This window comes from Pantoea sp. JZ29, from assembly GCF_035190385.1.
GTDB lineage: Bacteria > Pseudomonadota > Gammaproteobacteria > Enterobacterales > Enterobacteriaceae > Pantoea > Pantoea stewartii.
Window position 1 is genome coordinate 4,132,438 of record NZ_CP045241.1, and the last position, 13,414, is coordinate 4,145,851.

Annotated in this window: 13 protein-coding genes and 1 riboswitch; of the genes, 6 read left to right on the forward strand and 7 right to left on the reverse strand. The window is 54.1% G+C overall.

Translation table 11 applies throughout. From position 1 onward, the window contains the following. The first annotated feature begins 497 nt into the window (after positions 1–497). Together purH and purD are read left to right on the forward strand one after the other, a co-directional pair. On the forward strand, positions 498–2,087 hold the full coding sequence (gene purH, locus GC090_RS19150) for a bifunctional phosphoribosylaminoimidazolecarboxamide formyltransferase/IMP cyclohydrolase (protein WP_054634702.1): 1,590 nt from the start codon (positions 498–500) through the stop codon (positions 2,085–2,087). A gap of 16 nt (positions 2,088–2,103) precedes the next feature. Further along, positions 2,104–3,384: a phosphoribosylamine--glycine ligase gene (gene purD, locus GC090_RS19155; protein ID WP_324020640.1), complete on the forward strand. Its 1,281-nt coding sequence runs from the start codon at positions 2,104–2,106 to the stop codon at positions 3,382–3,384. A 38-nt stretch (positions 3,385–3,422) separates the two neighbouring features. On the opposite strand, the gene GC090_RS19160 is transcribed toward purD, so the two are convergent. The 6 genes from GC090_RS19160 to nudC form a co-directional block, all read right to left on the reverse strand. Continuing rightward, positions 3,423–4,085: a DUF1481 domain-containing protein gene (locus GC090_RS19160; protein ID WP_033737951.1), complete on the reverse strand. Its 663-nt coding sequence runs from the start codon at positions 4,083–4,085 to the stop codon at positions 3,423–3,425. 67 nt (positions 4,086–4,152) lie between these two features. Beyond that, complete coding sequence (hupA, locus tag GC090_RS19165) at positions 4,153–4,425, reverse strand: nucleoid-associated protein HU-alpha (protein WP_006121511.1); 273 nt, start codon at positions 4,423–4,425, stop codon at positions 4,153–4,155. A 188-nt stretch (positions 4,426–4,613) separates the two neighbouring features. Next, on the reverse strand, positions 4,614–5,204 hold the full coding sequence (locus tag GC090_RS19170) for a YjaG family protein (protein ID WP_006121510.1): 591 nt from the start codon (positions 5,202–5,204) through the stop codon (positions 4,614–4,616). Between the two features lie 62 nt (positions 5,205–5,266). After that, on the reverse strand, positions 5,267–5,935 hold the full coding sequence (gene nfi, locus GC090_RS19175; protein WP_033737954.1) for a deoxyribonuclease V: 669 nt from the start codon (positions 5,933–5,935) through the stop codon (positions 5,267–5,269). Beyond that, complete coding sequence (hemE, locus tag GC090_RS19180; RefSeq protein WP_039343272.1) at positions 5,935–7,005, reverse strand: uroporphyrinogen decarboxylase; 1,071 nt, start codon at positions 7,003–7,005, stop codon at positions 5,935–5,937. Before hemE ends, nfi begins: the two co-directional genes overlap by 1 nt. Positions 7,006–7,045: 40 nt before the next feature. After that, positions 7,046–7,816 carry an NAD(+) diphosphatase gene (gene nudC, locus GC090_RS19185; protein WP_033737957.1) on the reverse strand — a complete coding sequence of 257 codons (771 nt, stop codon included), beginning with the start codon at positions 7,814–7,816 and terminating at the stop codon, positions 7,046–7,048. A gap of 196 nt (positions 7,817–8,012) precedes the next feature. Between nudC and GC090_RS19190 the strand changes: the two genes are divergently transcribed. The 3 genes from GC090_RS19190 (at position 8,013) to thiE (ending at position 11,391) form a co-directional block, all read left to right on the forward strand. Next, positions 8,013–8,516 (forward strand): Rsd/AlgQ family anti-sigma factor, encoded by a 504-nt coding sequence (locus GC090_RS19190; RefSeq protein ID WP_033737958.1) that lies wholly within the window; start codon positions 8,013–8,015, stop codon positions 8,514–8,516. Positions 8,517–8,649: 133 nt separating this feature from the next. Further along, positions 8,650–8,749, forward strand: a riboswitch (TPP riboswitch). Between the two features lie 86 nt (positions 8,750–8,835). Then, entirely contained in the window at positions 8,836–10,758 is a 1,923-nt protein-coding gene (gene thiC / locus GC090_RS19195; RefSeq protein ID WP_039343278.1) for a phosphomethylpyrimidine synthase ThiC, read from the forward strand. Then, positions 10,759–11,391 (forward strand): thiamine phosphate synthase, encoded by a 633-nt coding sequence (thiE, locus tag GC090_RS19200; protein WP_324020641.1) that lies wholly within the window; start codon positions 10,759–10,761, stop codon positions 11,389–11,391. A gap of 113 nt (positions 11,392–11,504) precedes the next feature. Here the strand turns inward: thiE and GC090_RS19205 are convergent, their stop codons facing one another. Continuing rightward, a complete protein-coding gene (locus tag GC090_RS19205; RefSeq protein WP_324020642.1) occupies positions 11,505–13,043 on the reverse strand; it encodes an aminotransferase-like domain-containing protein in 1,539 nt (512 codons plus the stop codon). A gap of 174 nt (positions 13,044–13,217) precedes the next feature. On the opposite strand from GC090_RS19205, the gene GC090_RS19210 reads away from it, so the two are divergent. Beyond that, positions 13,218–13,403 (forward strand): DUF1127 domain-containing protein, encoded by a 186-nt coding sequence (locus tag GC090_RS19210; RefSeq protein ID WP_033737966.1) that lies wholly within the window; start codon positions 13,218–13,220, stop codon positions 13,401–13,403. The last annotated feature ends 11 nt before the right edge of the window (positions 13,404–13,414 follow it).

Consider the following 13,414-nt stretch of genomic DNA (forward strand, 5'->3'; position numbering starts at 1 on the left):
AGATTGTCTGATAAATTGTTAAAGAGCAGTGCAACCAGCGGGTTAACCGTCTGTTGCGAGGTGGCGTATATTACGCTTTCCTCCTTCAGAGTCAACTTCTTTTTCAGAAGTTTTTCTCCGGCGGCTCAGTTGCCTGACCCTCTCAACACCGCATTCCGTAAGCCGTTGTGCCGTGTCGATGGAGGCGCATTATAGGGAGTTCTCGCAGGCTGACAAGGGCTAAATTCAATAAAAATGACTGTTCGCTGCATTCCACAGCAAAAGCCCGCCTTATACGCAGTTACACACAAAGTTATCCACATTCCTGTTACGTACAAATTTAGACGAGCATCACGCAAACGTTTTCGCTACAATGCCCCCGCAACGCTATGGATGCCCCTTTTCGGGGCGTTACCTGAAGTTTTCGCGTTTTCACTTCTCTATAAAGAGGAAGAAAGCTCGCAAACTTGATGTAACGCTCTTATTTACGCGAATCAAAGCCAAGGGATAAAACCACCATGCAACAACCTCGTCCTTTACGCCGCGCCCTGCTCAGTGTTTCTGATAAAGCCGGCATCCTCGAATTTGCTCAGGCACTCTCCCAACGTGGTGTTGAGCTGCTCTCTACAGGCGGCACCGCACGTCTGCTGGCAGAGGCAGGGCTCCCCGTCATCGAAGTGTCTGACTACACCGGTTTCCCGGAAATGATGGATGGACGCGTTAAAACACTGCACCCGAAGGTCCATGGCGGCATTCTGGGACGTCGCGGACAAGATGATGCGGTAATGGCGCAGCACGCTATCAACCCTATCGATATGGTGGTCGTTAACCTTTATCCCTTTGCACAAACCGTCGCGAAGCCAGACTGCTCACTGGAAGATGCCGTAGAGAACATTGATATTGGTGGCCCAACCATGGTGCGCTCGGCGGCCAAGAACCACAAAGATGTGGCGATTGTGGTAAAGAGCAGCGACTACCCGGCCATCATCGCCGAGCTGGACGCTAACCAAAACTCACTGACGCTGGAAACCCGTTTTGACCTGGCAATCAAAGCGTTTGAACACACCGCTGCGTACGACAGCATGATCGCCAACTACTTCGGTAGCATGGTTCCCGCCTACCATGGTGAAACTGAGCAGCCGGCAGGACGCTTCCCACGCACCCTCAATCTTAACTTCGTTAAAAAGCAGGATATGCGTTATGGCGAGAACAGCCATCAGGATGCCGCCTTCTATATAGAAGAAAATGTACAGGAGGCCTCTGTCGCTACCGCCGAGCAGGTGCAGGGCAAAGCACTGTCTTATAACAACATTGCGGATACCGATGCAGCACTGGAGTGCGTAAAAGAATTCGCTGAGCCCGCGTGCGTCATTGTAAAGCATGCTAATCCTTGCGGCGTGGCCGTCGGCGAGTCCATTCTGGCGGCTTACGAGCGCGCTTACCAGACCGATCCTACCTCTGCATTTGGCGGTATTATTGCGTTTAACCGTGAACTGGACGAGGCGACCGCACAGGCCATTATCAGCCGGCAGTTTGTTGAAGTGATCATCGCCCCTTCGGCGACCGAAGCGGCCCTGAAAATCACGGCGGCGAAACAAAACGTTCGTGTACTGGTATGTGGTGAATGGCAGGGCCGTGTCGCCGCGCTGGATTTCAAACGGGTGAATGGTGGTCTGCTGGTTCAGGATCGCGATCTCGGGATGGTCGATGCCAGCCAGTTGCGTGTCGTCAGCAAGCGTCAGCCTTCTGAACAGGAACTGCGTGATGCTCTGTTCTGCTGGAAAGTGGCTAAATTCGTTAAGTCCAACGCCATTGTCTATGCACGCGACAATATGACTATTGGCATAGGTGCGGGCCAGATGAGCCGCGTCTATTCTGCCAAAATTGCGGGCATCAAAGCGGGTGATGAAGGTCTCGAAGTTAAAGGTTCTGCGATGGCTTCCGATGCGTTCTTCCCATTCCGTGATGGTATTGATGCCGCTGCAGCCGTGGGCGTGAGCTGTGTCATTCAGCCAGGCGGCTCTATCCGCGACGACGAAGTGATTGCAGCTGCCGATGAACACGGTATTGCCATGATCTTTACTGATATGCGTCACTTCCGTCATTAATTCTGTGGAGCGTTTTATGAAAATTTTAATCATCGGTAACGGCGGACGTGAACATGCCCTGGCCTGGAAAGCCGCCCAGTCGCCGCTGGCAACGGCCGTTTTTGTCGCCCCTGGTAATGCAGGTACGGCGCTGGAACGGGCTTTACAGAACGTCGATATTTCTCCAACAGATATCCCGGCATTACTTGCCTTTGCGCAACGTGAACAGATCGATCTCACTATCGTTGGACCCGAAGCGCCGCTGGTGATTGGCGTGGTGGATGCATTCCGTGCCGCCGGCTTAAAAATCTTTGGTCCGACTCAGTCTGCCGCACAGCTGGAAGGTTCGAAAGCGTTCACGAAAGACTTCCTTGCACGTCACAACATCCCCACTGCCGAATACCATAATTTCACCGAGGTCGCCCCTGCGCTGGCCTACCTGCGTGAAAAAGGGGCGCCCATTGTCATCAAAGCCGATGGCCTGGCTGCCGGTAAAGGTGTCATTGTGGCCATGACGTTGCAGGAAGCCGAAAACGCGGTGCAGGATATGCTGGCGGGCAACGCCTTTGGTGACGCCGGGCACCGTATTGTGATCGAAGAGTTCCTGGACGGTGAAGAAGCCAGTTTTATCGTGATGGTCGATGGCGAGAATGTCCTGCCGATGGCCACCAGTCAGGATCACAAACGCGTCGGCGATGGGGATACAGGGCCAAACACCGGCGGTATGGGCGCTTACTCTCCTGCACCAGTGGTGACGGATGAAATCCACCAGCGCGTCATGGACCAGGTCATCTGGCCAACCGTACGTGGCATGGCAGCAGAAGGGAATGTCTACACAGGCTTCTTATATGCCGGGCTGATGATCGATAAGACCGGTCAGCCAAAAGTGATCGAATTCAACTGCCGTTTCGGCGATCCGGAAACGCAGCCCATTATGCTGCGCCTGCAATCGGATCTGGTGGATCTCTGTCTGGCTGCCTGTGAAGGCAAGCTCGATCAAAAAGACTCAAAATGGGATCCCCGCCCTTCGCTGGGTGTGGTGCTGGCGGCTGGCGGCTACCCTGGCCCCTACGCGAACGGCGAACAGATTCACGGTTTGCCGCAGGAAGAAGCGGCTGACGGCAAAGTTTTCCATGCCGGTACACGCCTGGAAGGCGACCGCGTACTGACTAACGGTGGACGTGTGTTGTGCGTCACCGCGTTAGGCGATGACGTTGCCGCTGCGCAGAAGCGCGCTTATGCGCTTGCTCAGCCGATTTCCTGGCAAGGCAGTTTCTGCCGCCGCGATATCGGCTATCGCGCCATTGGTCGCCAGTAACGATGACAGGGGCACACGTTGTGCCCCTTTTTCATGTCTCAGAAATCCGCCTCTTTCGGCTCATCTGCACATTCATCTTTGTGGCTGACCCGCAACAGTTGAACGCCTTCCGGCGCTTCCAGCCATGAAACCATCAAGGGACCAGCGGAATGACGGCGGTAATGCGTGAGCGTCTGCCATGCCTCACTGTCAAACGCTGGCGTCACCTTTTGACCGTCACAGGTCTCCACGACATTGCCCCCTGCCCAGTGCCCCTGCTTCAGAAACACCCGACCGCTTAAGAGCGCATCGCTGACGTCCCGCATACGTTGCGCGTCAAACTTATAAAGTTCCACCGTATCAGGGCTGACCGCTTCACGTTGAGTAGCAAGCTGGCGCTGCATAAAGTTAAGACTGCCATTCTGGTCAAATCGCAGGGTGACATCGTCGGGAGGCGCGCCTTTCACCTGACGCTCAACGCTGACCAGATGATCGCCCAGCCAGCGGTAGTCTGTCGTTTCGCTTTTTTCGCTGTTAAACGGGTTGTACAGCGTACGAATATGCACAGACTGATGATCCGTATTCTTACGCCAGATACGCACACTGCCACGGTCGGCCAGGTAACCACTGGCGGAAAAGGCGGGAATGTCGGGGGTGGAACTGCACCCGATAATCAGTGAGGAGAGAAGCAGGGCGGAAAAGCGCTGAAGCAGCGTAGTCATGGTGGCTGGCCCTTAAACAAAAGGGGCGAAATCGCCCCTGTTTAAAACTTTACCGCTATGCGACGTCTTACTTGACGGCGTCTTTCAGAGCTTTACCAGACACGAATGCAGGTACGTTTGCCGCAGCGATTTTGATTTCTTTGCCAGTCTGTGGGTTACGACCGGTACGCTCAGCGCGGTGGTTCACTTTAAAAGTACCAAAACCAACCAGTTGTACAGCATCACCCTCTTTCAGAGACTCAGTGATTGCAGCCAGAGTAGATTCCAGCGCTGCCTTGGCCTGGGTTTTAGACAGGTCAGCTTTTTCTGCGATCACATCAATCAGTTGAGTCTTGTTCATAAGTTATCCTTAAAGTGTATTTATCGCTTGCTAAGCAACGAGTGCGAGGGAAAAGCCAACTTCGGGCACTCTTCAGCCTGCACGCACCGATAGCCACAATTTTCAGCCCCCCAAATGTAGACCAGACAGGGGGCTGATGTGAAGCCTCCAGGCGCGCTAATTAAGGCCTGAAGTCACGTTTTCTCGCCTTATTGCTGAATTTTTATACCGATGTTACTAATTCCCGCCTCGCGCAGGTCGGATCGCAGACCTTTTATCAATTCAAGGTCTCGCTCTTCACAGTCTGCGAGCAGGCGAAAAATCTCCCATTGCAGGTCCCATTCGTCGATGACAGCCGGGTTTTCCCGCAGCTCTTCATCGGTCATTTCGCGACCTGCCTGAGTCATTTCCAGAATGGCCACGGTGGTGATGGAGGTCTTGCTGACTTCAATCGCATGTTCAAGCGTTTCGCCACTTAACAGGGCGTGCAGCACTTCACTTAATGCCACACAGGCATCGATGGCCGGATACACGCCGTAGACCTCAAAATCATCGCCATCCGGAATCGCAGCTTCGAGCTTTTCCAGTTGACTGTCGAAGTTGATCTTTGCATCTTTCACCGTCAGCGTTTCCCAAATCAGATCGAGAATTCGGCGGTAAAGCGCAGGATCGGCAAACGCAGTTTGCTGGCAAAAGGCCATGTAATTAGGATACATGCGCTCGCACAGGCAAGCCATAAACGTCAGATGTTGCCAGCTTTCCAGCTTTGCCAGACGCAAATGCACAGGGTTTTGTAACATACACAGAGCTCTTATTCGTTTCGCTGGCCGCAGTGTAACGCAAAAGCGCCCTACAAACAGTGCTAAAGCGCGTTTTGCCAGCGCAGAAATGCAGGTCGGCGTGATGCGACAGCATCTGCCCAGCGCGTCGGTTCCGGTAAACGGTAGCCCTGAGTACACTTTTCAACCCAATCGAGGGCACTGTCCAGGCTGACGCGATGCCCGGTGGCCACAAACAGCGGATTACAGCGTACCTTGCTGCGCCATACCCAGCCAATTTGCTCCCCTTTATCCATTAACGGCTGGCGACTGCCGGGAGTCTCGTCCAGCGGCTCAAACCGTCCGCACAAACGCTTTTTGGCGACACCGATGGTGGGAACATCGACCATCAGTCCAAAGTGTGACGCCACACCGAGCCGACGCGGATGCGAAATGCCGTGACCGTCGACAAACAACAGGTCAGGCTTCTGCTCCAGCATATTCCATGCCGCCAGCAAGGCGGGATATTCCCGGAAAGAGAGAAAGCCAGGAATGTACGGCATAGTCGTCTCGATGCGCGCGATACGATGCTCCACCAGCTTCAGCGACGGGTATTCGAGAATAACCAGCGCCGCGCGCGTGACCGCACCTTCCTGTTCAAACCCGACGTCTGCGCCACCAATAAAGCGTGGCGGCAGCACATCAAAATCGTCCTGCCGCACGACGTCTGCGGCACGCTGTTGTTGCTCCGCACGAAGTGCAGCAATATCCATTATGACTCCTGATGATACTGGCGGGAAAGGCGGTGCACCGCCTCAACGAAGACGCCGGCATGCTCTGGCGGTACATCCTGATGGATACCATGTCCCAGATTGAATACGTGGCCTTCACCTTTGCCGAAACCGTCCAGAATACTGGCCACTTCCTGCTCGATACGGGCCGGTGGTGCGTACAGCATGGAGGGATCCATATTGCCCTGTAAGGCGACTTTATGCCCCACACGACGGCGGGCCTCACTGATGTCGATAGTCCAGTCCAGGCCCAGTGCATCGCAGCCTGTTTCAGCCATGGCCTCAAGCCACTGACCGCCGCCTTTAGTAAACAGCGTGATCGGCACACGACGGCCTTCGTTTTCGTGCAGTACGCTGTCGACGATTTTATGCATGTAATACAGCGAGAATTCGCGATAATCGCGGCCACTCAATGCGCCGCCCCAGGTGTCAAACACCATGACTGACTGCGCCCCGGCGCGGATCTGAGCGTTGAGATAGAGAATAACGCTGTCGGCTAGCTTATCCAGCATGGCATGCAATGTGGCAGGTTCGGCGTACATCATTTTTTTAATTTTGGTGAAGGCCTTGCTACTGCCGCCTTCTACCATATAGGTTGCCAGCGTCCACGGACTGCCTGAAAAACCAATTAAGGGCACCTCACCATTAAGGTTCTTACGGATGGTCCGTACGGCATTCATCACGTAACCCAGTTCCTGTTCAGGATCGGGAACAGGCAGGCGATCGACATCGGCACGGCAGGTTACGGGGTTTGAAAAGCATGGACCTTCCCCCGTTTCGAAGTACAGCCCTAATCCCATCGCATCAGGAATGGTGAGAATATCACTGAAGAGGATGGCCGCATCGAGCTTGTAGCGACGCAATGGTTGCAGGGTGACTTCGCAGGCCAGCTCGGCATTCTTACACAGCGACATAAAGTCGCCCGCCTGGGCACGCGTGGCTTTATATTCCGGCAAATATCGTCCGGCCTGGCGCATCATCCATACGGGGGTAACATCGACAGGCTGGCGTAACAGGGCGCGCAAATAACGGTCGTTCTTCAGTTCACTCATGTCAGGACTCTCTCGGTATCAAGCGAGTAGTGTAGCACTCTCACGCCTCAGCGCGGCAGAGGGCAACGGTATCTTCAATTAATCGACGGGCAACGGTGCCAGGTGGAGGCAGTAAAGGCAGCGCATCAAAACGGAACCATCCGGCATCCAACAGCTCTTTACCGTCGTGCTGTAAGTCGCCGCCATCATACTCCGCCATAAAGGCCATCATTAAGGACTGCGGGAAAGGCCAGGGCTGGGAAGTGACATAACGGACATTCTTCACGCGCACGTTGCTCTCTTCCATCACTTCGCGTGCAACCGCCTGTTCAATGGTCTCACCGACTTCAACGAACCCGGCCAGCACAGTGTAAATGTTATTACGATGACGCGCATGGTTGGCTAGCAGGATCTCATCTCCACGGCGGATAGCAACGATAATACAGGGCGCAATTTGTGGGTAATAACGTTCACGGCAATGGCTACACAGGCAGGCAAATTCGCGTTTACTGGCGTGCATCTCATGACCACAATAGCCGCACCAGCGATGGGATCGGTAAAACTCCGCTAACTGCACCCCGCGCCCGGCCAGCTGAAACAGGCCCGGATCTTCGTTGAGTAACTGGCGCAACGACAACATATCTGACGAACGCGTTTCACAAATCAGCCAGACCTTCTCTCCCTGCCATTCGCCAATCACGCGCCCCTGGTGCCCGGTCAGGCCAAACTGCTGTGCGTTTCCGTGAGGTAAATCGCCTTGCGGTAACCAAATTTTCTGTTCACTACTGACAATCCACCATCCAGCGTCTACGCTTGAAATTTCGCATTGCATTTATTTCGTCATCCTTAGCGTCAACCCGCACGCTGAAGTCCCGATGTTAAGTGTGTAGATGAACAACTATACCCAAATAATTCTGGTTGCAAGACGACAGCACGCTTATTTATCCCGACAGGTTCGCGGAAAACAAGCGCAATTGGCGCATCGCTAATCTGAAATATGAAGGTGCATAACGCATACGGAGTTAACTATGCTTAACCAGTTAGACGTTCTGACCCAACGCGTAGGTGGCAGTAATGAACTGGTAGATTCATGGCTGGCAGCTCGCCGCCAGCTGTTGGTTTCTTATTACCATTTGGTCGGCATCAAGCCGAAAAAAGAAGCGCTGACTCGCCTGGACGAGCAGGCACTGGATAACTTTTGTCACACGCTGGTCGATTATCTTTCATCTGGTCACTTTAGTCTTTACCAGCGTTTGATTGCAGAGATGGACGGCACCAGTCCGCTGCTGGCTGCCGCGCAGATTTACCCATCGCTGGAAGCCAATACCGAGCAGTTGATGCAGCTGTATGACGGCCACCTGCAACAGGCCATCGACGACGACAACTATGTGACGTTTCAGCACGCCTTGTCAGAAGTCGGCGAAGCTCTTGAAGCGCGCTTTACCCTTGAAGACAAGCTTATCCAAATGGCATGGGACAATCACCTGACTCCGCCTGTGGCGAACGACAGTGAAATTGCCCGCCCTGCTTAACAGGGCCGCAAATGTAAATAACTTGTGATTCATAAAAAGCCCCCTTATGCTGAGTGGGCTTTAAAACATCTGTTTTATGTTAGTCAGGGTTTGACGGTTGCACGTCCTTGCGGGACCTGATTAACCGTTAAACCAAATCTTGTCGGAGTGCCCATTGGGCTGAGACCGTTAATTCGGGATCCGCGGAACCTGATCAGGTTAGAACCTGCGAAGGGAACAAGAGTAAATTTTTACGGTACGCCGCACTCAGGGTGCCCGCTGTGCCGTTACTCCTTCCGAACTCCGGACAAGCAACCTTCCCACTTACTGGAATATTGCTATGTCTACTACGAAAACGACCCGTCGCGAACAACGTGCTCAGGCACAGGAATTCATTGATTCCCTGCAGGGTGGCAGTGCCTTTCCCAACTCAAAACGTATCTGGCTGACCGGCAGTCGTGACGACATTCGTGTCCCCATGCGCGAAATCCAGCTTAGCCCTACATTGACCGGCGGCAGTAAAGATGAGCCCGTTTACCAGGAAAATGAGCCTGTGCCGGTTTATGACACCGCCGGTGCCTATGGCGATCCGGCAGCAAAAATCGACGTGCATCGCGGACTGGATAAACTGCGTGCTCGCTGGATTGAAGAGCGCGACGACAGCGAAAAACTGACGCAGATTAGCTCGGCGTATACGCAGCAGCGACTGGCTGATGACGGACTGGATCACCTGCGCTTTGAACATCTGCCAACGCCGCGCCGTGCTAAAGCCGGCCGCTGTGTGACCCAGTTACATTACGCGCGTCGGGGAATCATCACGCCAGAGATGGAGTTCATCGCCATCAGGGAGAACATGGGCCGTGAGCGCATTCGTGGTGAGGTACTGCTGCAACAGCATCCGGGCCACAGCTTTGGTGCCCATCTGCCCGAAAACATTACCCCCGAGTTTGTACGCCAGGAAGTGGCCGCTGGCCGCGCCATTATTCCGGCCAATATCAACCATCCCGAATCCGAACCGATGATCATTGGACGCAACTTTCTGGTGAAGGTGAATGCCAACATTGGTAACTCAGCGGTGACCTCGTCTATTGAAGAAGAAGTAGAAAAGCTGGTCTGGTCCACACGCTGGGGCGCGGACACGGTCATGGATCTGTCGACCGGACGCTATATTCATGAAACCCGTGAATGGATTCTGCGTAACAGTCCTGTTCCCATCGGCACTGTTCCGATTTATCAGGCACTGGAGAAGGTCAACGGTGTGGCTGAAAACCTGAACTGGGACATTTTCCGCGATACGTTACTGGAGCAGGCCGAACAGGGCGTGGATTATTTTACTATCCATGCGGGTGTGCTGCTGCGCTACGTTCCCATGACTGCAAAACGCCTGACCGGTATTGTGTCCCGTGGTGGCTCCATTATGGCGAAGTGGTGCCTGTCTCATCACAAAGAGAGCTTTCTCTATGAACACTTCCGCGACATCTGTGAAATTTGCGCAGCCTACGATATCGCTTTGTCACTGGGCGACGGATTACGCCCCGGATCGATTCAGGACGCCAACGACGAAGCACAGTTCGCTGAGCTGCACACGCTGGGTGAACTGACAAAAATAGCCTGGGAATATGACGTACAGGTGATGATCGAAGGCCCCGGCCATATCCCGATGCAGATGATCCGTCGCAACATGACAGAGCAGCTGGAACATTGCCATGAAGCGCCGTTTTATACTCTGGGCCCACTGACGACCGACATTGCGCCGGGCTACGATCATTTTACCTCTGGCATCGGTGCCGCCATGATTGGCTGGTTTGGCTGCGCGATGTTGTGTTACGTCACGCCGAAGGAGCATCTTGGCCTGCCAAACAAAGAGGATGTGAAACAGGGATTAATCACCTACAAGATCGCCGCGCATGCTGCCGATCTGGCCAAAGGCCATCCGGGGGCGCAGATCCGCGACAACGCCATGTCGAAAGCGCGCTTCGAATTTCGCTGGGAAGATCAGTTCAATCTGGCGCTGGATCCTCATACAGCCCGGGCCTATCACGATGAAACGTTGCCACAGGAATCGGGTAAAGTCGCCCACTTCTGTTCAATGTGCGGCCCTAAGTTTTGCTCAATGAAGATCACGCAGGAAGTGCGTGACTATGCTGCCAGACAGGAAGCGGAAGCGCAGACTATTGAGGTTGGCATGGCGCAGATGTCTGATCATTTCCGTGAACGGGGCGGTGAACTCTATCATCCCGCCACAGCGATTAAGGAGGAGTAAATGAACGCCTTTCCCGCTACCGCGCCGCGATTAGGGCTGTATGCGGTGGTCGACAGCGTCGAATGGATCGAACGCTTACTGGATGCCGGGGTGCGCACGATTCAGCTGCGGATTAAGGATCTGCCAGATGAGATCGTTGAACCCACCATCATCCAGGCTATCGCAACAGGTCAGCGTTACCAGGCGCGCCTGTTTATTAATGACTACTGGCAGCTGGCGATTAAGCATAAGGCTTATGGCGTTCATCTGGGGCAGGAAGATCTGGCCGTGGCCAATGTGCAGCGCATTCTGGACGCAGGCTTGCGCCTGGGCATTTCCACGCACGATGATGCTGAGCTGGATCGGGCGCTGGCGCTGCGTCCTTCCTACATTGCGCTGGGACATATCTTTCCGACTCAGACGAAGGTGATGCCCTCTTCTCCGCAGGGTTTGTCTGAACTTAAACGCCATCTGAGTCGGTTGCAGGGGATCTCTACCGTGGCGATTGGCGGCATCAGCATTGATCGCGTTCCGGCGGTACTGGAAACCGGTGTCGGCAGTATCGCCGTGGTGAGCGCCATTACGCAGGCAGAGGACTGGCGGGCGGCCACGCGCGAGCTGTTACGGCTTGTTGAGCCCGAATCCGGGCATTAATCGCCGTGTCGCGCAGATAAACGCACACTTTGCGCAACAGGCAGATAAAAACTGGAAAGCCGCGCACGGCAATGAACATTGCGACTGGCGCGGCTTTTTTCTGTCCTTTAAATTCACTGACGTCCAGCCGGGATGGCCTGACCAGGGCCAGTTCCCTCCTCTTTCTGGCCCTGCTTCTCACTACCTGAAGCGATGATATCGATAACGGCGGATAGATCAGCCGACGGCTGATGCGCACAGGCGGCCATCGCCCGCTCGACAGCCTTACCGGTCAAGGCCAGTGCCTGTTCAATCTTACCGCTTGCGGGCAAGGCGTAATTCAGGCGCAGACAGTTACGGTACTTTCCGGAGGCCGAAAACAGCGAGCCTACGGCAATCTGGATCCCTGATTTGCGTAATTCGTGGTTGAGCTGCACCGCATCAAATGCCTCAGGCAATTCAATCCACATCAAAAAACCGCCCTGAGGCCGCGTGACGCAGATACCGCAAGGGAAGTAATGCCTTACCCAGCAGGAAAAGGTGTCGTAATTGCGCTGGTAAACCTGGCGCATCCGCCGAAGATGCGTCTGGTAATGGCCCTGCTGGATAAAGTCAGCTACGGCATGCTGAGGCTGAGTGGCGGTAGAACCTGTCACAATGTATTTCATATGCAAAACACGATCGCGGAAGCGTCCGGGCGCCACCCAGCCCACACGTAAACCCGGTGCCAGCGTTTTGGAAAACGAGCTGCACAGCAATACGCGTCCTTCTGTATCCAGAGATTTAATGGATGAAGGCCGCGGGTACTCCCAGGCCAGCTCACCATAAACATCGTCTTCAATGATCGCCGCATCAAAACGCTGTACCAGACTCAGCAGTGCGCGCTTGCGCTTTTCGGGCATGATAAAGCCAAGAGGATTGTTGCAGTTAGGGACGACGACGACCGCTTTGATCGGCCACTGATCAAAGGCCAGTTCCAGCGCTTCAAGGCTGATTCCCGTTACAGAATCGGTCGGAATCTCAATGGCCCGAATGCCGAATCCACGTAATGTCTGCATGATGCCGTGAAATGACGGCGATTCGACCGCAATGATATCGCCGGGCTGGCATACTGCGCGCACGGACACTGACAGCGCTTCGTGGCAGCCTGTGGTAATCACAATATCTTCTGAGGTCAGCTGGCAGCCGCTGTCGATCATCAACCGGGCAATTTGTTCTCTCAGCCGGGCGACACCGTAAAGGTTGTCGTAATTCAGCAGCGTGCTTTCCTGCTGCTGCGCCTGACGGCTAAACGCCTTCCACAGAGGTTTCAGTGTGGACTGCGTTAAATCCGGCATACCGCTGCCCAGTTGCAGTACATCCTGTTCCCGGCGGCTGTTAAGCAGGTCAAGCACCGCATCCCACTGGGTAATTTCCACCGGATATTGCGCCGGACGCGTTAAGGCCGGAACGGGTGGCATCGCCTTATGCGGTGCCACAAAATACCCGGAACGCGCCTGCGGAATAATCAGCTGTTTCTGCTCCAGCAGATAATAGGCCTGCTGTACCGTGCTGATGCTGACACCATGTTCGACGCTCAAACTCCGAACGGAGGGCAGGCGCTCGCCACTTTGGTACAACCCCTGTTCAATACGTTTTTCCAGCAATGTGGCTAAATGTTGATAGCGCGTCATGATTGACCTCAGCCAGGTTGATGACCCGACAAAACAGTACAGACAGCCTGTATTTCTACCATTCAGTCCACGCTGACGGCAATCTGTATGTTAAATAATTGCTTCGGGTGCATCTGTATTGGAAATTGTATCTGCATGAAAATATTTCTCAGGTTACTTACTGAGGGCAGGATCATGGGATATGAGGAAAATCGTAGCGCTAAACCCTTTGCAGTTTCACTCAGCCTGTTTCGCTTTATCTGGCATCATTTTCGTCGCTGGCAGTGTCGGCGCGAAACCCGCATGATTTTATGCAGACTGAGCGACAGTGCGCTGAAAGATATCGGGTTAAAGAGAAGCGATATCAACAAACGCTTTTAATTACGGCTCGC